Origin of the sequence: Halobacillus naozhouensis, from assembly GCF_029714185.1 — a bacterium.
GTDB classification, from domain to species: domain Bacteria; phylum Bacillota; class Bacilli; order Bacillales; family Halobacillaceae; genus Halobacillus_A; species Halobacillus_A naozhouensis.
The window spans coordinates 582,881-606,823 of sequence record NZ_CP121671.1; the positions used below are offsets into that span (position 1 = coordinate 582,881).

The 23,943-nt window shown below is 43.1% G+C and carries 20 protein-coding genes and 2 riboswitches; of the genes, 7 read left to right on the top strand and 13 right to left on the bottom strand.

Translation table 11 applies throughout. From position 1 onward, the window contains the following. Positions 1-54: 54 nt before the first annotated feature. On the top strand, positions 55-1,434 hold the full coding sequence (gene rlmD, locus P9989_RS03120; protein ID WP_283077367.1) for a 23S rRNA (uracil(1939)-C(5))-methyltransferase RlmD: 1,380 nt from the start codon (positions 55-57) through the stop codon (positions 1,432-1,434). A gap of 116 nt (positions 1,435-1,550) precedes the next feature. Here rlmD and P9989_RS03125 read toward each other — a convergent pair whose 3' ends face one another. Next, positions 1,551-2,153 (bottom strand): cupin domain-containing protein, encoded by a 603-nt coding sequence (locus P9989_RS03125; protein WP_283077368.1) that lies wholly within the window; start codon positions 2,151-2,153, stop codon positions 1,551-1,553. A 461-nt stretch (positions 2,154-2,614) separates the two neighbouring features. On the opposite strand from P9989_RS03125, the gene P9989_RS03130 reads away from it, so the two are divergent. After that, positions 2,615-3,121 (top strand): hypothetical protein, encoded by a 507-nt coding sequence (locus tag P9989_RS03130; RefSeq protein WP_283077369.1) that lies wholly within the window; start codon positions 2,615-2,617, stop codon positions 3,119-3,121. 117 nt (positions 3,122-3,238) lie between these two features. On the opposite strand, the gene P9989_RS03135 is transcribed toward P9989_RS03130, so the two are convergent. Next, positions 3,239-4,405: a DUF4317 domain-containing protein gene (locus tag P9989_RS03135; protein WP_283077370.1), complete on the bottom strand. Its 1,167-nt coding sequence runs from the start codon at positions 4,403-4,405 to the stop codon at positions 3,239-3,241. A 201-nt stretch (positions 4,406-4,606) separates the two neighbouring features. Between P9989_RS03135 and P9989_RS03140 the strand changes: the two genes are divergently transcribed. Both P9989_RS03140 and P9989_RS03145 read left to right on the top strand, forming a co-directional pair. Then, entirely contained in the window at positions 4,607-4,762 is a 156-nt protein-coding gene (locus P9989_RS03140; protein WP_283077371.1) for a hypothetical protein, read from the top strand. 152 nt (positions 4,763-4,914) lie between these two features. Further along, positions 4,915-6,081, top strand: coding sequence for a TraB/GumN family protein (locus P9989_RS03145; RefSeq protein WP_283077372.1), 1,167 nt, complete (start codon positions 4,915-4,917; stop codon positions 6,079-6,081). 54 nt (positions 6,082-6,135) lie between these two features. On the opposite strand, the gene P9989_RS03150 is transcribed toward P9989_RS03145, so the two are convergent. The 8 genes from P9989_RS03150 to P9989_RS03185 all read right to left on the bottom strand — a co-directional run bounded on the left by P9989_RS03150 (position 6,136) and on the right by P9989_RS03185 (position 17,447). Further along, on the bottom strand, positions 6,136-6,363 hold the full coding sequence (locus tag P9989_RS03150) for a hypothetical protein (protein WP_283077373.1): 228 nt from the start codon (positions 6,361-6,363) through the stop codon (positions 6,136-6,138). A 14-nt stretch (positions 6,364-6,377) separates the two neighbouring features. Then, positions 6,378-7,181 carry an alpha/beta hydrolase family protein gene (locus P9989_RS03155; protein WP_283077374.1) on the bottom strand — a complete coding sequence of 268 codons (804 nt, stop codon included), beginning with the start codon at positions 7,179-7,181 and terminating at the stop codon, positions 6,378-6,380. 156 nt (positions 7,182-7,337) lie between these two features. After that, positions 7,338-8,387 (bottom strand): homocysteine S-methyltransferase family protein, encoded by a 1,050-nt coding sequence (locus tag P9989_RS03160; RefSeq protein ID WP_283077375.1) that lies wholly within the window; start codon positions 8,385-8,387, stop codon positions 7,338-7,340. Between the two features lie 85 nt (positions 8,388-8,472). Beyond that, a complete protein-coding gene (locus P9989_RS03165) occupies positions 8,473-9,603 on the bottom strand; it encodes a 5-methyltetrahydropteroyltriglutamate--homocysteine S-methyltransferase (RefSeq protein ID WP_283077376.1) in 1,131 nt (376 codons plus the stop codon). 48 nt (positions 9,604-9,651) lie between these two features. Then, positions 9,652-10,848: an aminotransferase class I/II-fold pyridoxal phosphate-dependent enzyme gene (locus P9989_RS03170; RefSeq protein WP_283077378.1), complete on the bottom strand. Its 1,197-nt coding sequence runs from the start codon at positions 10,846-10,848 to the stop codon at positions 9,652-9,654. A gap of 43 nt (positions 10,849-10,891) precedes the next feature. Then, the gene (gene metH, locus P9989_RS03175) at positions 10,892-14,344 is read right to left on the bottom strand and encodes a methionine synthase (RefSeq protein WP_283077379.1); all 3,453 of its coding nucleotides are present in this window, start codon (positions 14,342-14,344) and stop codon (positions 10,892-10,894) included. Next, positions 14,325-16,187 carry a bifunctional homocysteine S-methyltransferase/methylenetetrahydrofolate reductase gene (locus P9989_RS03180; protein ID WP_283077380.1) on the bottom strand — a complete coding sequence of 621 codons (1,863 nt, stop codon included), beginning with the start codon at positions 16,185-16,187 and terminating at the stop codon, positions 14,325-14,327. The genes metH and P9989_RS03180 overlap by 20 nt, the downstream gene beginning before the upstream one ends. 147 nt (positions 16,188-16,334) lie before the next feature. After that, positions 16,335-17,447: a methionine biosynthesis PLP-dependent protein gene (locus P9989_RS03185; RefSeq protein WP_283077381.1), complete on the bottom strand. Its 1,113-nt coding sequence runs from the start codon at positions 17,445-17,447 to the stop codon at positions 16,335-16,337. Between the two features lie 70 nt (positions 17,448-17,517). Next, positions 17,518-17,625: riboswitch (SAM riboswitch) on the bottom strand. A 348-nt stretch (positions 17,626-17,973) separates the two neighbouring features. Continuing rightward, a riboswitch (SAM riboswitch) is annotated at positions 17,974-18,078 on the top strand. Between the two features lie 184 nt (positions 18,079-18,262). Between P9989_RS03185 and P9989_RS03190 the strand changes: the two genes are divergently transcribed. From P9989_RS03190 to cysC, 3 genes are all read left to right on the top strand, one after another. Beyond that, positions 18,263-18,997: a phosphoadenylyl-sulfate reductase gene (locus P9989_RS03190; RefSeq protein ID WP_283077382.1), complete on the top strand. Its 735-nt coding sequence runs from the start codon at positions 18,263-18,265 to the stop codon at positions 18,995-18,997. After that, complete coding sequence (gene cysP / locus P9989_RS03195; protein ID WP_283077383.1) at positions 18,994-20,076, top strand: sulfate permease; 1,083 nt, start codon at positions 18,994-18,996, stop codon at positions 20,074-20,076. The genes P9989_RS03190 and cysP overlap by 4 nt, the downstream gene beginning before the upstream one ends. 79 nt (positions 20,077-20,155) lie before the next feature. Next, positions 20,156-20,752: an adenylyl-sulfate kinase gene (gene cysC, locus P9989_RS03200; RefSeq protein WP_283077384.1), complete on the top strand. Its 597-nt coding sequence runs from the start codon at positions 20,156-20,158 to the stop codon at positions 20,750-20,752. Between the two features lie 133 nt (positions 20,753-20,885). Here cysC and P9989_RS03205 read toward each other — a convergent pair whose 3' ends face one another. From P9989_RS03205 to P9989_RS03215, 3 genes are all read right to left on the bottom strand, one after another. After that, positions 20,886-22,463: a cation:proton antiporter gene (locus P9989_RS03205; RefSeq protein ID WP_283077385.1), complete on the bottom strand. Its 1,578-nt coding sequence runs from the start codon at positions 22,461-22,463 to the stop codon at positions 20,886-20,888. A 23-nt stretch (positions 22,464-22,486) separates the two neighbouring features. Next, positions 22,487-23,470 (bottom strand): dimethylarginine dimethylaminohydrolase family protein, encoded by a 984-nt coding sequence (locus P9989_RS03210; RefSeq protein WP_283077386.1) that lies wholly within the window; start codon positions 23,468-23,470, stop codon positions 22,487-22,489. 117 nt (positions 23,471-23,587) lie between these two features. Continuing rightward, a complete protein-coding gene (locus P9989_RS03215) occupies positions 23,588-23,929 on the bottom strand; it encodes a YuzC family spore coat inner layer protein (protein ID WP_283077387.1) in 342 nt (113 codons plus the stop codon). Positions 23,930-23,943: the final 14 nt, after the last annotated feature.

Consider the following 23,943-nt stretch of genomic DNA (forward strand, 5'->3'; position numbering starts at 1 on the left):
GAATTAAATGTGATAAACTTTGAACAGCAAAGAAATGTAAAGGACGGATCAAATATGGCCAAACCAAAGCCACCTGTACAAAAAAATGAAACCATTCAACTCAAATTTGAAGACTTAACCCATGAAGGGAATGGAGTAGGCAAAGTCGATGGCTATCCCTTGTTCGTTCCCTACGGTCTTCCTGGAGAGACTGCTCAGGTCAAAGTGGTGAAGGTCAAGAAGAATTTCGGCTTCGGTAAATTGTTAGAGGTGGACCAAGCTAGTGAGGAACGTGTTGAGCCGCCATGTGACGTGTTCTATCAGTGCGGCGGCTGCCAGCTTCAGCACATGAGCTACAGCATGCAGCTTGACATGAAACGTAATCAGGTAAAAAACGCCATGAAGAAAATTGGGCACCTCGACCACGTTCCTGTCCATGAAGCAATTGGAATGGATGACCCCTGGCGCTACCGTAATAAAGTCCAAATTCCTGTTGGTCAAAAAGAAGACGGCCAGCTAATGACCGGATTTTATCAGAAGCGCAGCCATAACATCATTGATATGGACACCTGTTTAATCCAGGATGAAATGAACGATCGCATGGTAGAATCCATAAGGCGCATCGCCAGCCGCCTCGGGATAGATGCGTATGACGAAGAATCTCATCGTGGTGTATTACGACATATTATGGTACGAACTGGGCAAACAACAAAGGATATCATGATCGTTCTCGTAACACGCACGAAGAAGCTTCCATATAAAGAGGAACTGATTGATGAATTGCGCGAAGCATTTCCTAACGTGAAATCAATCGTTCATAACATCAACAGCGGCAAGACCAATGTGATTCTCGGAAAAGAAACAAAAGTCCTCTGGGGGGATGAGTACATTTATGACACGATCGGTGACGTGAAATTTATGATCTCACCAAAATCCTTTTACCAGGTTAATCCGACCCAGACGAAGAAGCTGTATGATCAGGCACTAGAGTTTGCTGATCTGCGCGGCGGAGAAACCGTTATCGACGCGTACTGTGGCATAGGCACTATTTCACTGTTCTTAGCCCAAAAAGCGAAAAAAGTGTATGGAGTCGAAATCGTTCCAGAAGCCGTCACCGATGCTAAGAAAAACGCTCGCCTGAATAAAATGGATAACGCAGAGTTTTATGTAGGGAAAGCAGAGGAGATCATGCCATGGTGGCGAACTCAGGGGCTGCGTCCAGACGTGATTGTTGTTGATCCGCCCAGAAAAGGCTGTGATGAGGAACTGTTGAAAGCCATGCTTGATATGGAACCGGAGCGGATTGTCTATGTGTCCTGTAATCCGTCGACACTTGCGCGTGATTTGCGTGTGCTTGAGGATGGGGGATATGAGACGAAAGAGGTTCAGCCTGTAGATATGTTTCCGCAGACAGCTCATGTTGAGGGTGTTACCTATTTAACCCCTAAATCATAGGCTTTTATAAAAGAAAAACACGAGAGTGATCACTTATGTGTTTTTTTCTAATGCGAGATGATTTAACTTTTAATATAAAAAGCGATCGACGTTTAAGAGGACGTCGATCGCTTTTTTTAGTAATAATACGGATAGTATCGATAGGGCTGATAGTGCTTCTGCTGTTGATAGGGTGTCATTTTCGACATTTCACAATCTGTATATGGACCGATATAAGTGGTCGGATGAACAGGAGCTGTCGTTTCTTTCCACTGTTTTTCATCCATACAGTAAGTGTGTGCCATTACATTAGGCGGTGTGAATTTTAAGATGTCTGAACCTAGAATGACTTCAGGGGTATCTGCATCGAAAATGGCAAGCAGATGAGTACTGTCCTTGGTGGCCGCTTCGTAATGCCACCACCCTTGTGGTACATTAGCCACTTGGCCTGGAGTAATTGGGTAGTTAAGTATCTCTTTTGTAAAAGGATTTAACATCGAAACGACGGCGGCCCCGGCAATACAGTAAACCAACTCAGCGGCATTTTGATGATAGTGGGGTTCAACGACATTACCCGAGCTTAAGAAAATGTCTAGCAACGACGAGTTTTCCAGCGTGTTCAACTGTTGGATCCCCAGAATGTTAATGTAGTTCTGTTGGTCCTTAATAAAAAGCGGACTTTGATTAACGTCAAAAGTAAACTGAGCTGAAGGGGATGAATAATCTACGGAAGAGCTCATAATTATCTCCTCACTTCGATAAAAAATTTGGCGCTTTTGTAGTGTATGGCTGGGTAAATGAATCAGTGACTTTATATTTTATCAAGAAGTTTTGTTTTACTAGGGGAAAACAATGTTTTTAAAAGGTTTACAGGAGACAGAATTCATAGTTGAACGGAGATAATACATTCTATTTTAACGATAAGCATTTTGAAAAATTTGCTGCACCATTGCAAGTAAGTGGGGGTTTCAATTCATATGGGAACTGGAAAAGAAGACATTAATTAGCGAAGAGGACCATGATCAGCTTTAAAATGAAAAAATAATTCAAGAGGGCTTTCCTTAAGCTCTATTTTTTTGGGAGAATTTCGGTGACACAGTTAGATAATCTTCATTTAAATATTTAAGGAATATTTAAGAATTAGATAAGAGGCAATTTCTTTTCTCTTTATATGATAAAGAACGAAAGGAGTTGTTTGACAGTGAAAACAAAAGTAACGGGACTATCAATCGGATCCCATTTGTGGATTCAATGGATTATGCTTGGAAGTATTTTGCTGGATACCTTTATGGTTTATCCGAATATTTTTCACGATATCCCTCATTCCTTTGAGGTAGGAATGGAATTCATGGAGGTGGCCAGTCCGCACACATACTTCCCGCCTCTGGGGTTAGCTAGTATAATTACAGGTGTTTTCGCATTAATACTCGGTTGGGGTTATAAACCTGCAAGAGTATGGGTGTTCTTAAGTATATTGATGATGGTACTTGAAGGAGCAACATCAATCATTTTTGAATGGCCAAGAAACGAAATTATGTTTATCGAAGGAGCAGAGGTACACTCAGTAGAATTTCTTAAACAGACCGCCAATGAATTCTTAATTGTTCATTGGTTTCGGGCAGCCTTTAATGTATTAGGTTCTTTATTTATCTTTGTCGGTTTCTTGAAGTTTTACAGAAGTATTTTGTTAAGGTCGAATCAGTCCTAATGCATTTCCTACGACTCTGGCTGTGTGCCAGGTTTTTTTGTATCAGGCGCGTTTCTTTGCTTATGATGGAGGGGCTAACCACGAACTAAGCGGTCAGCCCCTTTAGAAGTAATTCCTTCACTCACCAAAAGCTTCCGGAAGCATTTTAAACCCATCAATCTCGGCATCTTCTTCCACTTCAATCATAATGCAGCGTTTGCCCTTATAGTTGACCTGCCTCACGTATTGCAGATCCTGGGGGCTGATTGCGATCTTGGCTATCTTCGTGTTGATTTTAATCGATTTTGATTTGTATTTGGGGACGATGCTGCTTGCTTTCAGCTCGTATGTTTCATCATCGGTGACTCTTTGGAAAGCGGTTTTCACCTTTTCGCTATCGACTTGTTCACCGCTCTGATTTAACACACGCTCCACGTCCTTATAGTCGAGCTTGGGTGCTGCGTCCTCTTCATTTTCTTCAATGGTACGGTTGATTTCACCATAGACAGTAGCGAGGGTAGAGGGATTGAGCTGATCTCCTACGACATCCTTGATCACTTCCTCAAACACCGCTTTGTCTTCCTTCGCTGTTATAAATTCCTCTCCGTTTAATACGTCTTCAATAAAGCGATAGTCAGGCTCATTGGCCTTCCCCGCTGCGTAGAGAACGTGATTCACATCAGAGGCGCCATCTGTGATGCAGGGAAATAGGAATCCTGTCATCGGGTTCTTGAGATCAATGACCGGGTCGACCTCGATCTTGTACTTGAACTCTTTCTCAACATAGTCGAACTTTATTTCTTTTTTAGGCTCTTGCGTCTGGTTGATGCTGCAAAGAATAAAGGGATTCGAATAAACGGCGTCCCGTTCACTTTCTTCCGCTTCTTCATTACGGCGTTTCATTGGTTTCATATATTCGGCGCGAATGAAGGTGATGACGACATCCTTTTCATATGGATGGTCTTTGATCATTTTTTCTGTCATCTGCAACATTTGTTCCTTCCAGTCCTCGACTTCGTTGCTTAGCAGTCCTTTGTGTAAAGTAAGCTGGCTGTGATTTTCAGCATCGCGCTTAAATTTTAATTCAAATAATTTTTCATCCAGCTGCCCTGTCAGTAATTTTTTGAAATTATTCATGAAAAGCTCTTGCTGGTCTCTGTCCAGCATTTCGAACGGCTGGCTCTGGTGATGATAAATGTCCGTCGTTTCTTTCATAATATATACGTTAAAAATGTCAGAGATCTTCAGTAAGTCATTGTCTAATTTTAGTTGTCTGCGGATGCCGGCTATGTCTTTTTTGTCCATCGATCGTTCACTCCTAAGTTGTTCGGATATGATCCTTCGTTCTATGATTCTATTATTTTAACATATGCTTTTCTTCATTACGGGGCATTCATGTTTTGGGTGTACATATACAGTCTTTTAGAGTGGAGTGAAATTTTTCGGAGCAAATATGATAAGGTATTTCTCAAAAGATATTACATATAGGAGAAAGGATGAACATGAATGTTTATTGGGACATTGTTTTACCTGGCAATTATTCTGTTAATTACCTTCATAATCAGATGGATTAGGTTGATTAAAGTAAATAGTGATGAACAAGTTCGCCAGAATGAAAAAATTATAGATTTGCTTAGCGAATTAAGAGAGAAAGCAGAATAACTGTTTCACTCTGTGGCAGTAGAGCATGCCTACATGTATTCTTGTAATAAAGGGATTGACTCTGTTTTAATATTACAATTTTATATTGTATAATGGAAAAGATTATCATAGTTTGTTTTCATAAACGACAGGATTATAAAGGAAGATACTTTATGTCAGAGGAAAATATTACGAGAATACAGTTAAATGATAAGGAACTGATCTTAATAGGTACGGCTCACGTTTCCAAACACAGTGCAGGGCAGGTGAAAGAAGTGATCGAAGCCGAACAGCCGGATTCTGTTTGCGTGGAGCTTGATGAACAGCGTTACCAGTCGATCAAGGACGGAAACAGCTGGAGAGACATGGACATTTTCAAGGTAATTAAAGAAAAGAAAGCTACCTTACTGTTAATGAACCTTGCGATCTCTTCCTTCCAGAATCGTATGGCCAAGCAGTTCGGTATTAAGCCTGGGCAAGAGATGATTCAGGGGATTGAATCAGCTCAGGAAACCAGGGCTGAGCTTGTTCTGGCCGATCGAAATATCCAAATTACGTTTGCTCGTATTTGGCGAGGTCTAGGATTGAAAGGGAAAGCGATGCTGCTTACCCAAGTGGTTGCCAGTATCTTCAGCAAGGAGAGTATTTCTGAAGAAGAACTGGAGAAGATGAAGGAGAAAGATACGATTAATTCTGTCTTGAATGAATTCGCGGAGGCGTTTCCTAAACTGAAGCGGCCTCTTATTGATGAACGAGATCAATTTTTAGCACAAAAAATTAAAGAGGCACCAGGCAACAAGGTTGTGGCTGTGCTCGGAGCTGCTCATGTTCCTGGTATTAAAGAGGAAATAAGGGAAGAACATGATTTAACTCGGTTAAATGAACTTCCGCCTAAGTCAAAGGCTCCTAAAATCATTGCCTGGACGATTCCGATTATCTTAATCGCACTAATTGCTTTTACCTTTAGCGCAGATCCGTCTGCAGGACTGCAACAGACGATCAGCTGGGTGTTATGGAACGGGACCTTGTCAGCGATAGGAACCGCGATTGCATTAGGACACCCGCTTGCGATTCTTACAGCTTTTGTGGCAGCACCGATCACCTCGCTCGATCCGATCACAGCTTCAGGGTGGTTTGCAGGCTTTGTCCAAGCGTATTTTGTACGACCAAATGTAGGAGATTTTGAGAGGATTACAGATGATGTTCATAGTGTGAAAGGATTCTGGAGAAATAAAGCAACTCGTATTTTACTCGTCGTAGTGTTAGCGAACCTCGGCAGTTCGCTGGGAACATTCATTGGCGGGGCAGATGTCGTGCGATTATTTATTGAAAATATATAGCAGTGGGTGTATTAGGGTCTAATCTTTACATGCAAAGATTAGACCCTTCTATGTCTAGCCTATCATTTTTGTTAATTGAACATTTCTATCCTCTTGTTCATTCTCAGATGAGAGATCATACTTTTTCAAAAGGTGGAACAAGTCGTTTAGCGTCTCCTGATCATGTTCCTTTTGCAAAAAGGCATAGGCCCCTTCAACTAAATGGTCTGGCAAGAATTGTTCCTGACTTTCCAGTTTATTCACCACATCCGCATGTGAATGATCAATATTACATTTCCCCATTTGAGACATCCCTTCTATACGTTTAATAAGAGCGTTTTAACTTCTTCACGGACGACTTTCCAGGCTTCAGTTGTTGTATCGGTTACCATGAAATGCTCGGCTTCGGGCAATTCTACATATTTAACAAAATCACCAGCTTCCTGGGCTTCACGATGATAGTGGTCACTAATGCCAATCGGAACATTGATATCTAGTGCACCATGAATTAACACTTGCGACACACCTAAAGGCAGCAGTTCGATAGGAGAAGCATCATGGTAACGATCAGGTTGTTGTTCTGGTGTTCTTTGAAGCAGCTCGGCAGTCGGGTTATTGGGCTCCACAGCTAGAGCTTTTTCCCGGAAGTGGTGCACGTCATACATGCGTTCCAGATCACTTACACCCGCTAAACTGATCGCTCCGGAAATCGCAAGGGGATGATCTGTTGTATGAAGTTCACTGTCTTTGGACAAACGATGGCGGGCAGCGAGCCATAATGCCAGATGTCCTCCAGCGGAATGGCCGATCGTAATGACCCGGTTTAAATCCAGCGGGTATGTATCAGCAAGGGTTATAAGGTAGTCACTAGCCTCAGCTGCATCTGTGAGCGTTCCTGGCCAGGCGCCGCCTTCCTGGCCAACACGTCGATATTCAATATTCCACGTGGCGATTCCATTTGCCGTTAAACCCTCTGCCACATGTGTCATATTATCGAGCCCAAACGGTTCCCGCCAAAAGCCGCCGTGAATAACAATAGCAACGGGGTGAGGGCCTTCGTTATCAGGGAGACGCAATTCACCAAATTGGTTTTCATTTTTTCCGTAAAAAATCTTTTCCATGTGTTCACCTCATTGTCAGTAAGACTATAATTATTATCGCACACTTAAGAGTGATGATCAGGTTTACATGTAGTCAAAAGAGAGAAGACCGTTTGAACTGAACAATAGCCTTAGTAATAAAAAGTCCTGTGATCATTTCAGATCACAGGAGTATGCTTAGGCTTTCGTTTTATAGGAAGTGATATGAGGCTGCAGCGTGTCATCTGATCCAAACAAAAAGTGTTTTTCCATATCTGGAGAGTAGGTTGAGTTTACAGTAGTGCGTCCAACGGTTTCTGCAACCTCTCTCAGCATGCTCGGGGACGCCCCGCAACACAGGCCAAGGTAGTTAACACCTGCTTCATGAGCGGCCTTTGCCCACTGAGCCAGCTCGTAACGATTACAATAGAGCGGATCTAGTGATGTTGGAAATGTCGTCTCCGTTGGAAGATTGCAAGCACAACCCCCGTCGGGTAAATTGAAGAATGTAGGGTGTTCTTCTGTAGTTCGATAGGGAATGGGCAACGCTCCGACATAACCATCTACCGTGTCACGAATTTTTTCCACATAAGGCTGCATAGTGGCTGGACCGCGGAAGCAGTTCATGCCTACAACTAAAGCGCCTTGATCTTCTAGTAAGCGACAGGCTTCTTCGACGGTGTAGCCATCTCGAAGAATATTTTCGCCCATGAGTCCGAATGTGATCACAGCAGGTAATCCTTGTTTAGTGATTTCCTCCAGGGCAATTTTAGCTTCCTCATAATAATAGAAGGTTTCTGCGTTTACAAAGTCGACATCTTCCTCTTTACACCATCCGACCATTTCAGCAAACATACTGCGTACACTTTCTATAGATGATGGGTCTTCAGGGTTAAATAAGTTTGTATTTGAAATGTTACCTGCTACCAGCGCTTCCTCTTCTGGATGCTCCTTCGCTACTTCTTTTGCCAGTCGAATGGCCTGTCGATTTAAAGGCTCTAATAAATTTTCTTTACCAATGATGCGCATTTTTTCACGGTGTGCGTTGTACGTAAAAGCTAAAACGACATCTGACCCTGCCAGCATATAATCACGGTAAGTCTGTTTTAATGCCTGAGGATTGTCTAGAGCTACTTCGGGCACAAATGAACCTGCTTGTAAATATCCACGCCGTTCAAGTTCGAATAAATATCCTTCCCCACAAATCACCGGACCATCCTGCAGACGTTGTTCTAACGATCTTTTCATTTTCAACACCCTTTCCATTTTAATTGTAAGAAGACGAGGTTCGTATCCATCTAACTCTCGCTTTTCTTTATAAAAAGAATATAATTTACCCCCATACATCCCGTGCGATAGTGACGACCTGTCCAAGCTTGTCCCATTGTTCTTCTTCTGTTATTAGATTTCCTTCCTCCGTAGAGGCAAATCCGCATTGAGGACTTAAACACAACTGGTTCAGATCAACATATTGAGAGGCTTCTTCAATTCTTCGCTTAATCGACTCTCTATCTTCCAACTCCCCAAACTTAGAAGTGATGACCCCCAGAACGATTTGCAAGTCGGATCGCTTGGCGTGGCGGAGGGGTTCGAAACTTCCAGAGCGGTCGTCATCGTATTCCAGAAATAAGCCATCGATATGAAGTCCATTAAAAATGGTCTCTGACACAGCATCATAACCCCCGGAACTGGCATAGCTTGATTGGAAATTACCACGGCAAATATGCATCGTGATGTTCATATCATCAGGTCGATCAGCTACAGCATCATTAATCATTTTTGCAAAAATAGTACTCAATTCCTCTGGTTCAAATCCCCACGATTGTATGAGGCTGGGGCCGTTTTCTGAGAAAAATACGGACCATGCTGTGTCATCCAGCTGAAGGTAGCGGCACCCAGCCTCATAGAAGGCATGAATGGCTTTTTTATAGGCTTGGGTTAAATCGTGAATGAATTCTTCAGTAGTATTATAGATTTCTTCTTGATTTTTCCCTCTGAAGAACAGCATATTGGGACTTGGTATCGTAAACTTTGCCGTATGTGAGCCGGCAATGCTGTGAAGAAACTTATAATCTTCCAGCATAGGATGATCGGTGAAATCTATTTTGCCTGTGACCTTTACCCCGTAAGCCTTGGTAACGGTGTTATGAAATTCAATTCCTTTCTCCGGAACAAATCCCGTCACTCCGTCTAATCCTTCAAGGAAATCAAAATGCCACCAGGCTCGCCGAAATTCACCATCTGTTACGGCTTTAAGTCCGATTTCCTTTTGCTTTTCTACGATTCTAGTAATTTCCGCGTTTTCAATGGCACGCAGCTCTACTGCGTTAATCTCTCCGGACCCTTTTTGAAGACGGGCCTGTTCAATTCGCTGCGATCTTAATAAGCTTCCCACATGATCAGCGTGGAATGGAGGCAGTGACGTTTTCAATGTTCTTCGTATGAAAGTTTGACTTTGATTCATGGTTATACCTTCTTTCGTGTAAGTTTGACAACACATAAGATTTGGACTTTACAGCAAAATACCTTTCGTATTCATACCCTGAGTGGCAGCTTCAAGTGCTTGATCGATATCCTGTATTAAGTCGTCTGCATGCTCTAATCCAACAGAGAGTCTTAACAATCCATCCGTAATGCCTCTTGCCTCTCTTTCCTTTTCTGGCATGGCTGCATGTGACATAGTTGCCGGACAGGAAAGAATCGACTCGACTGCACCAAGACTTACGGCAAAAACCGGGAGGCGAATGTTTTCCACAAATGCTTTTGCGGCGGGCTTATTCGGTAATCGAAAGGATAGAAGTGCTCCTGAGCCTTTTGATTGTCTGGCATGGATGGGATATCCATCGTGAAAAGATAAACCAGGATAGTAAACTTCACTGATTAAAGAGTAAGCATTAAGATGCACAGCTATTTTTTCCGCTGTTTCTGAGGATTGTGAGAGTCTGGCACCTAAGGTCTTAATGCCCTGGATTAATTGATAAGCATCCTGCACCCCTAAGATTGAACCAAATGAGTTTTGAATAAAGGCTAATTGTTCACCAAGCTCCTCAGTCTTCGTGACGGCTAAGCCTGCAATAATATCACTGTGACCAGATAAAAACTTAGTTGCACTATGAAGAACAACATCCGCCCCCAACTGCAGTGGATTCTGATAAAGGGGTGTCATAAACGTATTGTCAACAAAGGTCAGACAGTCATTCGCTTTAGCTAATTTAACAATTCCTTCTATGTCGGTAATATTCAGGCATGGGTTTGAAGGCGTCTCGACATAAAGCACTCTTGTGTTTGGCTGGATGGCGCTGCTTGTTTCATGGAGATCAGTCATATTCACAAAAGTGTGTTCGATATTGTACTTTCCCAGCATTTCTGTGATCAGACGGTATGTGCCTCCATATACGTCTTTAGATACGAGTGCATGGTCACCGGCGGAGAGAAGCATAAAGGCAGCGGAAATGGCCGCCATGCCAGATGCGAACGCTAACCCCCTTTGGCCTCCCTCTAAGTCCGCGATGGTATCTTCTAATATTTGCCTTGTTGGGTTGCCAGATCTGCTGTAATCATACGGGCCAAATTGATCAAAGTTTTTCTGGTGGTAGGTAGATGACAGGTAAATAGGGACGTTAACAGCACCTGTGTTATGTTCTGTATGATCATGACTGGTGGAAGAATGGATGAATTTGGTCTCTAATCGATCATTGTAAGCACTCATAGTTAAAATTCCTCCTTTAGGGATCGTGTCCTTTTTGCAATACTTAATGAACGTTAAAATACCGCGCTTCAGGATGGGCGAAAACCATTGCCGTGACTGAGGCTTCAGGTTCCATCATGCATTCTTCAGTTAATTCAACCCCAATTTGTTCTGGCTCAATCAATTGGAATAATTTTTTCTGATCATCTAAATCGGGACAGGCTGGATAGCCGAAGGAATACCGCTGACCCTGGTATTTGGCTGAGAATCGCTCTTGCATTGTGAAATCAGTCGGGTCAGGGAACCCCCACTTATCTCGCAGGAGCTGGTGGATGTGTTCCGCTAATCCTTCCGCTGTTTCAAGTGCGAGTGCTTGCAAAGCGTGACTCTTCAAATATTCCCCACGTTCTTTCATGTCCAGAGAACGCTCCCTGATGCCTTTACCGGCTGTAACGGAGAAGAATCCAACATAGTCCATTTCTCCACTGGATACTGAGCGCAGATAGTCTGCCAGGCAAAGAAATGGCTCTTTGATCTGGCGGGGAAACGTAAAACGTTCCAGGATCGTTTTTTGATCAGCAGGATCATAAATGATTACATCATCCCCATCGGATTGGGCGGGAAGAAACTGATAGAGAGCGGACGGCTGTATCCAGTTTTCCTTTTCCGCCTTCAACAGTAAGTCATCGACAACCTCCTTCAACTGATGGGCTTTACCATTTCCTTCTTCTAATAGTTTGGAAAATCTCCCTTTTAGCCCCAGGTGATGCCCGATCAGCATCTGCATGTTAATAAAAGGATTAATATGGGCAATAGAATAATCACGCAAAATATGCTGTTCGAAGTCGTGCGGCTGGTAAATAGGAACGGTCTTAGAGACGTTAGATACTGGCTTTTCAGCTACGGCCGTTGCTGATTGAACTTGGGTTTGTTCATTTCCTTTGGCCACGGCCCTGGCTTGTTTCTCTTTTTGTTCGTGAATTAACAGCTCTCTTTCTTCCTTTTGACTGAGCTGGTTCGCCAGGCCAAGTCCGTCCATTGCATCTTTTGCATAAAAAACCGTACCCTCATACTGAGGAGCGATTTTTGTATTCGTAAACTTCCTTGATAGGGCAGCGCCGCCAACCAAAATGGGCAGTTCGATTTGCTGCTGCTTCAGATCCTGAGCGGTTAATACCATTTGTTGGGCCGATTTGACGAGCAGTCCAGATAATCCAATATAATCAGGCTTTTCCTCGTTTATTTGTTTGATTAACTCAGGCGGAGTTACTTTGATTCCGAGATCAACGACATCAAAACCGTTGTTGCTTAAAATGATGTCTACAAGATTTTTCCCAATGTCGTGTACATCCCCTTTAACGGTGGCGAGAAGTATTTTCCCTTTTTTATTGGACGTATCGTCTTTTTCCATATGAGGTTCAAGAAAAGCGACTGAAGTCTTCATCACCTCTGCACTTTGCAAAACTTCGGCTACAATGAGCTGATTGTCGTTGAATAATCGTCCGACTTCAGCCATTCCCTCCATGAGTGGCCCATTGATTATTTTTAGCGGGGCAGGGTACGTTCCCAGTGCCTTCTCAAGGTCTGGAAGTAACCCTTCCTTTGTTCCTTCCACCACATAGTGGGCTAATCGTTCAGGTAAACTCATCGTTGATGTTGGTGCCTTGACTTCTTTTTTCTTCCCACGGTAAAACGCAGTGAAGGAAGCGAGCGTGGCATCAGTCGTTTGAAAAAGCAGATCATTCGCCTGGTTAATTTCTTCTTCAGCAATGGAAGCAAATCGTTCCAGTTTTTCTGTGTTTACAATCGCATAATCAAGACCTGCTTTTGTGCATTGATAAAGATAGACGGCATTCAGAACTTCCCTTCCAACAGGCGGAAGGCCGAAGGAGACGTTGCTGACCCCTAAAACAGTCTGACAATTTGGCAGCTGTTCCTTAATTAAACGGATCCCGTCAATGGTCGCTTTAGCAGAGCCGATGTATTGTGCGTCACCAGTTCCGACAGGGAAGACAAGCGTATCAAAAATAATATCGGATTCATCAAGACCATATTCATCGACTAAAAGGTTGCGTGAGCGTACCGCGATCGCAAGTTTCCTCTCGGCTGTGAGGGCCATACCTTCCTCATCAATAGTTCCGACCACGACAGCTGCACCGTACTGTTGAACAAGTGGAAGGATTTCTTTAAAGCGGTCTTCGCCGTCCTCAAGGTTGATCGAATTGATAATCACTTTTCCTTGCGAGTAGGTGAGGGCTTTCTCAATAACGTCTACATCGGTTGAATCAATGATCAAGGGAACTTTCACTTTATTAATGACTTGTTTCATGAAAGCTTCCATATCCTGTACTTCATCACGATCTGGGTCCGCCAGACAAATATCAATGACCTGGGCACCTTTCTTCACTTGAGCCCGGGCGATTTCCGAAGCTTCTTCAAATTTCCCTTCCGCGATTAACCGTTTGAACTTACGGGAGCCGATTACGTTGGTTCTTTCACCAATCAGAATCGGGCGGTCATTTTTATCTTCATAGATAAAGGGCTCGATTCCAGAAACAGCATGCGGATGGGAAGATGGCACCTTCCTGGGTTCGATCCCCTTTACAGCTTCTGCGAGGGCTTTTGTGTGATCGGGGGTTGTTCCGCAGCAGCCGCCCACGACATTCAGCCATCCCTTTTCAGCAAAGCCGGCTACTTTGATAGCTAGAGATTCAGGCGTTTCATGATAGTGACCTTCTTCATCAGGCAGCCCGGCGTTTGGATAACAACTTACAGAGGTGGTAGCCAGCTCTGAAAGTGAGCGAACATGATCGCGCATGAATTCTGGACCCGTTGCACAGTTTAAGCCGACAACAGCAGGTTTCATATGTTCCAGTGATAAATAAAAGGCTTCGATCGACTGACCCGCAAGTGTTGTGCCCATCGGTTCGATCGTCCCCGAAATCATCAAAGGAAGTGTTTGCTGGAGTGATGTAAAGGCTCGAGTAATTCCGAGGTAGGCCGCTTTTACATTCAGCATATCCTGGGAAGTCTCTAACAAGAGCAGGTCCACTTCACCTTTGATCAATCCTCTTGCCTGTTCTTCATAGGAATCGGCCAACTTTTCGAATGTTGTTCCTCCTGTCACTGAGAGGGTTTTGGTTGTGGGCCCCATAGCCCCAGCTGCGAAACGGGGTTGCCCATCTTTTGAAAAGTGTTCGGCTGCCTTTTTAGCAATTTGAGCAGCCTTAAGATTCATTTCCTCCGCTAAATGACCTAATCCATATTCGTCGAGAACGAGATCTGTTGCTCCGAATGTATTCGTTTCAATAATGTCTGCCCCAGCCTCCAAGTATTGAATATGAATGTGTTCAAGCACTTCTGGAGCTGTTAGATTCAAGTATTCATTACAACCCTCATAGGCCTCTCCGCCGAAGTCCTCTGCTTCAAGACCGGCATTTTGCAGCATTGTCCCCATGGCTCCGTCTAGTACGAGAATTCGTTTTGCGAGGTGTTGTTCAAATAATGTGGCTCCCATTCGCAACCTTCCTTTCTGTGTCTGCTTGTGTTTTCTGCTTAATATAGTGAGTGAGTTCTTCTGTGATTTCGTATCGTAAAAAGGGTGTGATTAAATAAATTCCATTAAAATAGTCAACAGCGGTATCAATTAAAGATTTTGCAATGGCAATTCCTTCTGCCTGAGATAGCATGGGGTCGTGGCTGCAAGCTTCCATACGCTGTCTAATCTCCGGAGAAAGCGTAATTCCTGGTACTTCATTGTGCAAAAACTCCGCGTTGCGCGAGCTGATTAGTGGCATGATGCCAATATAGATAGGAACTGGTATATGCTGGGTCGCTTCATATACTTCCTTTAGCTGTTCGTTACTGTACACAGGTTGGCTGATAAAGTAATCTGCGCCATATTTGATCTTTTTTTCTAAACGGCCAACCGCTCGATTTAGGTTGCGGACATTTGGATTAAAAGCGGCCGCGACGGAGAAATTCGTGTTCATACCAAGCGATTTACCAGAAAAAGAGATCCCTTTATTGAGCTGTTTAATGTAATGAATCAGATCAAACGAAGACAGATCATAGACGGATGTGGCACCAGGGAAGTCACCGATTTTAGTGGGATCCCCTGTAATGGCAAGTACCTGGGTGATTCCGAGTGTATGCAGCCCCATCAAATGAGATTGCAGGCCGATCAGATTGCGGTCACGGCAGGATATATGGACTAACGGGTTGATATCGAATTTTTGTTTGATAATGGAGGCGACGGCTGTGTTGCAAATTCTCGGGCTGGCCAGTGAATTATCTGCTAACGTCACTGAATCAACTCCAGCTTGTTGGAGTGCCTGAGCTCCTTTTAAATATCGATCAGTAGAGAGACGCTTCGGTGGATCAAGCTCAACAATGATAGACGGTCTTTGCGCTGCTATTTCGTAAAGGTGTGGACGAGTATCTTTATTCTCAGGAGGGGCTGCCGAATCATTTTTTTGAATTGACACGGTCTTCTGCTCAATTGGCTTTTCACCCTTTATTTCATTCGCAATCGCAGTAATATGCTCAGGTGTTGTTCCACAGCAGCCCCCGATAAGCCTTGCACCTTGTTCATAAAGGGCGCGGGCACTAGCCTTAAAGTACTCTGCATCTGTTTTGTATATAAATCTGCCATCCTGGTAAGCTGGTAAGCTGGAATTTGGGTAGGCAGAGAGTACGGCCTTTTCGGGAAGAGGGACACTTTCTAACGCCTGCACCATGTGGTAAGGCCCCAGTCTGCAATTGACCCCAATCACATCCGCACCCTCTTTTTCTATAATCGCTAAAGCTTCTGCGAGGGAGGTGCCTTCCTGTAAGACACCAGGTTCATGCATAGACACTTGAGCGATGATCGGAAGTTCTGTTTCTTTTCGGGCAATTTGTAAAACGGTTGTAAGTTCTTCTAAGTCATAAAACGTTTCTAGTAAAATACCGTCTACTTCTTCAAACAGCAAACAGTATAGTTGCTCACGGAAGGTCCGTTTGATTTCTTCCAGAGAAACGGCTTGTTTTCTAATGCTGCGAATTCCTCCGATTGTACCCACTACATAGGTATTGTCTGTAGCAGCTTGTTTAGCTAGTCTGACAGCTGTTGTGTTGATTTCTTTTACTTTATCCTCTAACCCATAACGCGCCAGCTTAATATAGTTGGCTCCATATGTATTCGTTTGAATAATATCAGCACCAGCATCTACATATGCCTGATGAACGTGCAGGATTTCGTTTGGGTGAGAAAGGTTTAATTCCTCAAAGCATTGGTCGATGCCGTAAGAGTAAAGCAATGTTCCCATAGCACCATCACCAACAACTGTCTTTTCTTGAAGGGCATCTCTAAGGTCCATGATGTTCCTCCTGTCTTTAATATTTGTTAAGATTTATTGTCCACAAGACACGGGGGAGTAAGGAAGTGCCGTTCTTAGTCGAACTTCCTCTGCTGTGTCTAATGGAGCTTTTGTCTTCAGTAAAGATATGAGATCGATTCCAATCATCTATGACTCCCTTTGTAATTTGTTCAGTGTCTGATCGAGATCTTCGATTAGATCGTCAATACATTCAATGCCAACTGAAAAACGCAGCAGTCGGTTACAAACCCCATAGCGCTTCCGCTTTTCTTCCGGGATGTCGGCATGAGTCTGGGTCGCTGGATAGGTGATAAAACTTTCTACTCCGCCGAGACTTTCGGCAAAAGTAATGACTTTCAAGTTTCTTAAAAAGGGATCGATACAATGTTCAGCTTCTAAACGAAATGAAAGCATTCCGCCCCGGCCGGGATAAAAGACGTGTGTAACAGCGTGATGGCGTTCCAGATAGGAAACAACAGCCTTTGCATTTTGCTCATGCCGCTCCATTCGTAAGGCGAGGGTTTTCATCCCCCTCATAAGCAGCCACGAGTCAAAAGGGGAGAGGACTGCGCCGGTTGTATTTTGATGAGTCGCTAATTTTTCACAAATTACAGGGTCTTCTGCGACAAGTAGTCCGGCCAGGGTATCGTTGTGGCCGCCCAAATATTTGGTGGCACTATGGATCACAATATCGGCACCTTCTCGTAAAGGCTGTTGCAAGAGCGGTGTATATAATGTGTTATCAACAAGCAGCAGAAGACCATGTTCCCTGGCTACTCTCGCTATGGCCGGAATATCTGCAACATGCATAAGCGGGTTCGTAGGTGTCTCAATATAAATCGCCTTCGTTTTCTCAGTGATATATTCCTCTAAGTCGGATAAATGTTGGCTGTCACAATAATGAAATCTCAAACCATATTGAGTAGAGAGGTGCTCAAATAAACGATAACTGCCGCCATACAAATCTTCTGACACAATGATCTCATCTTGATGGGCGAATAAAGAAAGTGCAGTTTGAATTGCCGCCATCCCTGAACTGAATGCAAATCCCATTTCTCCATGTTCAATTTCCGCAATGGATCGTTCGAGAATGCTTCTTGTGGGATTCCCTGTTCTTGAGTAGTCAAAGCCAGTCGATTCACCGATGCCAGGATGTTGGTAGGCAGTTGAGAAATAGACGGGAGCATTAACGGCTCCTGTAGCATCCAGATTGTTTTTGCCTGTATGAACTAACTTTGTTTCCGTACGTGAGGTAGACATGAGCATTCTCCTTTTATAAAAATAAAAAAAGCCTTCTGTAAGAAGAAGACTTTAAGATACTTAATGCTTCTTCTTATCTTTCAAGTTTAAATAACTTGCTGGATTTAGCACCATACTGGTAATACCAGTGGTTGCTGAGGTTTCATCGGGCCAGTCCCTACACCTCTCTAGATAAGAAAACATATGTAATTTTTTGGTATTTATAATTGCTTACTTTACATCAAATGAACAATGGATTCAAGAGTAAACTTTATGTCTTTCTGTTGAATTCTTCTAGCCTAGTTTATGACTTCTGTAAATCATCTAGTACTCGATTTGAAATCTTGTTTCAGATGTTGCGACTTACATTACACGAAAAAAAACAAGGAATCAAGGGTAATTGTCAAAAGAATTTAAAAATTATTAAACCCGACTAAATCACTTTGAATAAAGGGTTTTAGGATTTAAATGGCAATAAATTTTACAAATTCTCTTTGACAGGATCGAATACTTGTTGTATATTTTCCAGTAACAAAATTAAATCAATTTCTTATCCAGAGGGGTGGAGGGACTTGGCCCGACGAAACCTCGGCAACAGACTAGTCATAGTACTGTGCTAACTCCAACAAGCTATTAGCTTGATAGATAAGAAGAGACGGATCCCGTTGTCTGAAATCCTCTTCTTATTGCTGTTTAAGAAGAGGATTTTTTTAATTTAATGATGATACTGCTGACTAGACAACTAGAGGTAGTGCTGCTTGTTAGAGTAGAGCAGTGCTGCCTTTTTTCTTTGCTTTTCACAAATACTAACTGTTTCTTTTGAGGAGGATTCAACGATGACTAATAACGTAGTAACCTATGACTCTGCTTTTGAAAATCCTTTCCCTGATCGCATCACAAAAGATCATAAACAAGAAGCATTCCAGGTTTTACAATGGGCCTATCGTTCTTATGATGATATTGTCTATGCCTGCAGTTTTGGTGCAGAAGGGATTGTATTAATCGACTTGATTTCTCAGGTGAAAAAGGATGCAGCCATTGTATTCCTGGATACGGATGTTCACTTTCAAGAGACTTATGATCTCATCAATGCAATTAAAGAAAGATTTCCAGATTTGCAGATTACGATGAAAAAACCGGACTTAACGTTGCAGGAACAAGCCAGTAAGCATGGCGATGAATTGTGGAATCGAAATCCTGATAAATGTTGTTATATTAGGAAGATTAAACCGCTTGAAGACGCTTTAAACGGAGCAACGGCTTGGATTTCCGGGTTAAGACGCGAGCAATCTCCAAGCAGAAGTGAAACAAACTTTGTGAACAAAGATGACCGTTTTCGCTCGATCAAAGTTTGTCCACTCATTCACTGGACCTGGGAGGACGTATGGGAGCATATTCGTACTCGTAACCTTCCATACAATGAACTTCATGATCGAGGATACGCCAGTATCGGCTGTATGCCTTGCACGTCCCCTTCAGAGGATCCTAATGATCGTTCAGGCAGATGGCAAGGATTTGCTAAAACAGAATGTGGTCTGCACACCGGATCTCCTAAGGACTCCCGTTCATGACCCTGATCATTATAGGGCTGGCCGTTTCTTGCTTTTTTGCATTTAATGTCGGGGCAAGTGGTTCAGCTGCAACGATGGGAATTGCTTATGGAGCTCAAGTTATCAAGAAGAAACGAACAGCTCTTCTCCTAAGCGGGGTGGGGGGATTGCTTGGTGCTTTGTGGGGCGGAGAGGTAGTGGAAACGATAGGAAAGGGGCTCATAGCATCAGAACTGCTGACTGTTCAGGCGGCTGTCATTATCTTGTCTGTAGCGGCCATTACATTATTTTTTACGAACATGATTGGCATTCCGCTCTCCACAAGTGAGGTAACAGTTGGAGCCATAGTCGGGGTAGGGATCTCTTTGCAGCAGCTTTACCTTGACACTCTGATTCACATTGTCACCTTCTGGGTAATTGTTCCTGTCGCTGCCTTTACCCTGACATTTTGTTTTGGATTAATCGGAAATTACTGGAGAAGGAAGCACAAGTCTTCAGCGAGTAGACAAATTTCCAAGTGGATTTCCATTTTGTTAATTATAACTGGTTTCATAGAGGCCTTTGCTGCTGGGATGAACAACGTAGCGAATGCAATTGGCCCTCTTGTCGGTGCGGGTGTTTTACCAAAAGAAATAGGACTGCTGGCAGGAGGGGTGTTTATTGCCCTTGGAAGTATTTTATTAGGAGGAAGAGTGCTTGAAACAAATGGCAAGCGCATTTCCACATTAACCTTAACAGATGGGGTTATGGTGTCAGGGACATCGGGCGTATTGGTAGTGGGTGCTTCCTTATTAGGAGTTCCCATTCCGATGACACAGGTTACGACATCAGCCATTGTGGGGATAGGGGCAACGAAGAACTGGGGCGAAATTTGGAAAAAGAGAATTATTTATCAAATTTTGAAAGTCTGGATCACTTCTCCAATTATTTCCCTGGTTCTTGCTTACTGTTTAACGGAAGTCTTTTTGAGGTCAAATTTTTATACAGTTGTTATGATGGCTTGCGGAATATTCGCCACTTTGCTTCTGACAGGCTTTGGAAGGAAGGCAGCTGTCCAGACCCCAAAAGGGAAACCTCGATCCTTAAAACAAGAGTTTTAGTATGGACACAATGCCATCGCACCATTCAGCTGGAGTGAGGTGTAGTAACTACCTGATCACAACCTAAGGAGGGAAGACCATGAATACAAACATTGCCAGGCATGATACTGCTTCTATTTCAAAGATTGATTATCACCGTAAAAATCAGCATTTTAGTGGTGTGGTTTGGCTTACCGGTCTATCAGGTTCTGGAAAGTCTACGATAGCCAAACTTATTAATCAGAAGCTCTATGATCAAGGGGTGCAAACCTATGTCCTGGATGAAGATGATGTACGTCACGGGTTGAACAATGACCTCGGTTATGGAGAACGGGATCGACAAGAAAACATTCGAAGGGTTGGAGAAGCAGTCAAGCTTTTAGTAGATAGCGGGACAATTGTAATGGCAGCATTTACTTCTCCTTTCCGTTCAGACCGCAACCAGATTCGTCATAAATTCAGAGAGAATGAGTTCCTTGAAGTATTCGTGAGTTGTCCGATTGAGGACTGTGAGAAACGTGATCCTAAAGGTTTATATAAAAAAGTTAGAATAGGTGAGATTCCATCCTTTACAGGGTTTGATTCCCCATATGAACCACCGCATGAGGGAGACCTAGTTGTTCATACGGACCAGGAATCTGAAGAGTCCTCATCTGAACGTATTTTTCATCTATTACGGCAAAAACAATGGATTTAATGGACGTAAAGGATTTTTTCAACGCATGATCTATTCAGAAAGTTGTAAATAAAGATTCTGGTCACAGCCAAACTATTCGCTAGAACTTTTTTTATAAGTTCTAGCTTTGCTCACACTTAGTGTTTAGCCTTAATTATTCGTCACTCTCTAATTCCACAAGCTGGTCTGTAATGACATTAAGTTGTCGGTCGGCCACATCAGTTGAGATGATATCTTCTTTTAACAATTGTTCAACAGCTTCGTGCTGCGCATATAAGGCATGCTTTTGCAAGGTGGTTTGCTGTTTCTCTTTAAGGTCGGGATGGTTTGCAAAAAGGTTGTCAATGTCGGTATGCAATTGGTTCAGTTCTTGTTCATATTGTTCAATGATTCCTTTCGTTATCGTTTCAGTAATGAACAGGTTCTCCCTTACTTTAGTTATTTCTGAAATGGATTTTTTAAATCGATAAACACGTGCTATAAGTTCTTCATACTCTATAAAACCTTCTTCTTCCTTATTAGCTCCCAGCCATGTGATCAACGGTTTAATTGAGAGCCCTTGAAAGACTAGGGAGAACAGAACCACGCTAAAGGCTAAAATTAAAATATCCTCACGTCCTGTGAAGTCACGAGGTAGACTCAACACAAGTGCAATGGATAATGATCCCTTTAATCCACCCCAGTTTAAAATGTGTTTCCACGAAGCAGCGATTCCTTTGACAAATAGTAAGCTTAAATATACAGCAGCACTTCTAGCCAAAAGTACAATTAGAATCGCCAAAAAGATATATCCCCATTTGTCTGTGACATCGATGCGTGTGATTTCCAGTCCTACCATCAGAAATACGAGGGAATTCGCGAGTAGTGTGATGACATCCCAGAAGTTGCTGATATTCAACTTTGTCGCAGGTGTCATCCCGATTTTTGCGCCATAATTCCCTAAGATAAGTGCTGCAACCACAACCGCAATAACTCCCGAAGCGTGAACTGTTTCAGCAAGGAGGAATGCCCCGTAAAACAAAATGATGCTGAAAATAATTTCCAAGGGATAATCATCAAAGAGTTGGGTGATTCGTGACCCTACATAGCCTAGTGCTCCTCCAACGATCAGGCCTAACGCTACAACTTTAATGAATTCCCATAGTCCATTGCCGACGCCAATCAACCCAAGTTCCGTATAGGCCAGTAAAGAGAATGCAGATATATTAAAAAGGACAACGGCCAGCCCATCATTAAATAAACTTTCACCTTCAATAACAGTGGCAAGTCTGTTGTTTACGCCCACGTTCTTAAAAATCGATAATACACTGACCGGATCTGTGGCACTCATAATGGCGGCAAACACGAAAGCAGCGGGAATTGAAAATTCTAAAAGCCACATGGAAGAAAACCCAATCACGACAAAGGATAAAAAGGTGCCTCCAAATGCGAGTGCGATGATGGGCTTTTTATTCTCATTTAAATGGGAGAAGGGGAGCTTCAAGGCAGCTTCTCCTAATAGCGCAGGTAAGAATAGTGTGATAATCGCAAAATTAAACACTTCTGCTTCGGTAATAAAATCTTTCAAAGGGGTAAGTATGGGGACATCTATCAAACCAATGATAGCTCCAACTATGACAAGGGCGATCGGGTAGGGTTGTTTTAATTTTTTTGCAAATGCAGTAATCCCGGCTGCAATCAGAACTAAGATTAGTACAAGTGAAAATATATGATGTAAATCTAATTCATGCACTGGCTTTTCCTCCTAAGCTGGGGCTAATTTCTTGTTAACGGTAAAGTCAGACAGTGAATACCGCCTCCTAGTTTATAAAACTCGCTGATATCTACTGTGATCACCTTTATCCCGCATGATCTTAAGAGTTCATTCGTCTTAATTCCAGAGCTCGGACAGACTACTCTTCCGGGAGCTATCGGCAGAACGTTAATGGAAAGGGCGGGATCTCGAGGATCGACGTGTAACAAGTTCAGCTTTCGTTTATGTAGCTCATCCAGAAACCAAAAAGGCAGAAGAGCCTGGTTTATAAGGGCGGTATGCTGGTCGAGCAGAAGAAAGGCTTCATCCAAATGGATGATCGTTGAGGGCAGATCCACGCTAATTAGGTCGATGTTTTGATGCGAAAGGATTTGCCTTACTTGTTCAATGCCGTCCGGATTTACACGTTCAGATCGTCCGATAATGGCTGTAGTGCTATCTAACATGCTAAAGCTGCCGCCTTCAGCAAACCCGTTTCCCTGAATGCATCCTAGCATCGGTACACCTAAACGACTGAATGTCTGCGAAGCGAAGACAGTTTCCCCATATCGGATATAAAGGGCAAGGCGGGGAAGGATCACTCCTCCGGGGATCACCATCCCCAAGTCTCTTGTGAAAGTTCGCTCCGGCCAAGATTCTGATTCCCCTTCAAGATAGACGACTTCAATCCCTTCTTTAGTTAACACCCCAGCAAGCTGGTCATGCTGAAATTGCAAGCTCTCTAAATTCGGTAGTCCTGTAGTTTGTTCGTCTTGCGGGGGCGTTCCTTTTATATTTTGCGCCAAAACACTTCCATATTCGATTTGCTGGGCATTACTATGCAAACTCAGTATTTCTTTCCCGGGACGATGCATTAATACTTTCTTGACTGGTTGTATATCATTGGACACGCCCCAGTTCTCACCCCACATATCTTTCAGCAGTTTCTTGTCATGAAACGGCTCGACTACCATTTTTCTTGATAAATATCGACGGGAAGTGTGCATGTCATAACTCCTAATCCTTTTGGTTTCGTAGTAAAAGCTTTTCCAAAAAGAGAGGTAGTTATCCTTATGCAAGAGCCCTGGACCTTACATAACCAGGGCGCCTGTCTTTAATCCTATTCAATAGAATCCCCACACTAAATTCATCGTTAAAGTACAGCAATTCTCAAAATTATCCGCATCTGCATATAAGGTAAAAGTTACGGAGTTAGGAGTGTAAGTCGTCTTAACATCTGAAGGCACTCCGGTGGATTTAATGATACGATCCACTTCATCTTGCTCATTTTCCTGGGCTGAACTCATAAGATTTCTCATTTTCTCAGGGTGAGACAAGAGATGGTTCACAATCGTTTTAGCCTGATCGAATAAAGTATGATAAGCCTGTAATGATTGCTTAAAATAGTCAGTATTCACCTGAGGATACGGGTTCCTGTAGTAAGGATGAAGGTAATATTCACTCACTTTTTGTACAACCT

What these genes read in the sequence shown, in the direction of transcription:
- rlmD (WP_283077367.1), top strand. Translation starts at nt 55, where the DNA reads ATGGCCAAACCAAAGCCACCTGTACAAAAAAATGAAACCATTCAACTC.
- P9989_RS03125 (WP_283077368.1), bottom strand. Translation starts at nt 2,153, where the DNA reads ATGAGCTCTTCCGTAGATTATTCATCCCCTTCAGCTCAGTTTACTTTT.
- P9989_RS03135 (WP_283077370.1), bottom strand. Translation starts at nt 4,405, where the DNA reads ATGGACAAAAAAGACATAGCCGGCATCCGCAGACAACTAAAATTAGAC.
- P9989_RS03140 (WP_283077371.1), top strand. Translation starts at nt 4,607, where the DNA reads ATGTTTATTGGGACATTGTTTTACCTGGCAATTATTCTGTTAATTACC.
- P9989_RS03145 (WP_283077372.1), top strand. Translation starts at nt 4,915, where the DNA reads ATGTCAGAGGAAAATATTACGAGAATACAGTTAAATGATAAGGAACTG.
- P9989_RS03150 (WP_283077373.1), bottom strand. Translation starts at nt 6,363, where the DNA reads ATGGGGAAATGTAATATTGATCATTCACATGCGGATGTGGTGAATAAA.
- P9989_RS03155 (WP_283077374.1), bottom strand. Translation starts at nt 7,181, where the DNA reads ATGGAAAAGATTTTTTACGGAAAAAATGAAAACCAATTTGGTGAATTG.
- P9989_RS03160 (WP_283077375.1), bottom strand. Translation starts at nt 8,387, where the DNA reads ATGAAAAGATCGTTAGAACAACGTCTGCAGGATGGTCCGGTGATTTGT.
- P9989_RS03165 (WP_283077376.1), bottom strand. Translation starts at nt 9,603, where the DNA reads ATGAATCAAAGTCAAACTTTCATACGAAGAACATTGAAAACGTCACTG.
- P9989_RS03170 (WP_283077378.1), bottom strand. Translation starts at nt 10,848, where the DNA reads ATGAGTGCTTACAATGATCGATTAGAGACCAAATTCATCCATTCTTCC.
- metH (WP_283077379.1), bottom strand. Translation starts at nt 14,344, where the DNA reads ATGGGAGCCACATTATTTGAACAACACCTCGCAAAACGAATTCTCGTA.
- P9989_RS03180 (WP_283077380.1), bottom strand. Translation starts at nt 16,187, where the DNA reads ATGGACCTTAGAGATGCCCTTCAAGAAAAGACAGTTGTTGGTGATGGT.
- P9989_RS03185 (WP_283077381.1), bottom strand. Translation starts at nt 17,447, where the DNA reads ATGTCTACCTCACGTACGGAAACAAAGTTAGTTCATACAGGCAAAAAC.
- P9989_RS03190 (WP_283077382.1), top strand. Translation starts at nt 18,263, where the DNA reads ATGACTAATAACGTAGTAACCTATGACTCTGCTTTTGAAAATCCTTTC.
- cysP (WP_283077383.1), top strand. Translation starts at nt 18,994, where the DNA reads ATGACCCTGATCATTATAGGGCTGGCCGTTTCTTGCTTTTTTGCATTT.
- cysC (WP_283077384.1), top strand. Translation starts at nt 20,156, where the DNA reads ATGAATACAAACATTGCCAGGCATGATACTGCTTCTATTTCAAAGATT.
- P9989_RS03210 (WP_283077386.1), bottom strand. Translation starts at nt 23,470, where the DNA reads ATGCACACTTCCCGTCGATATTTATCAAGAAAAATGGTAGTCGAGCCG.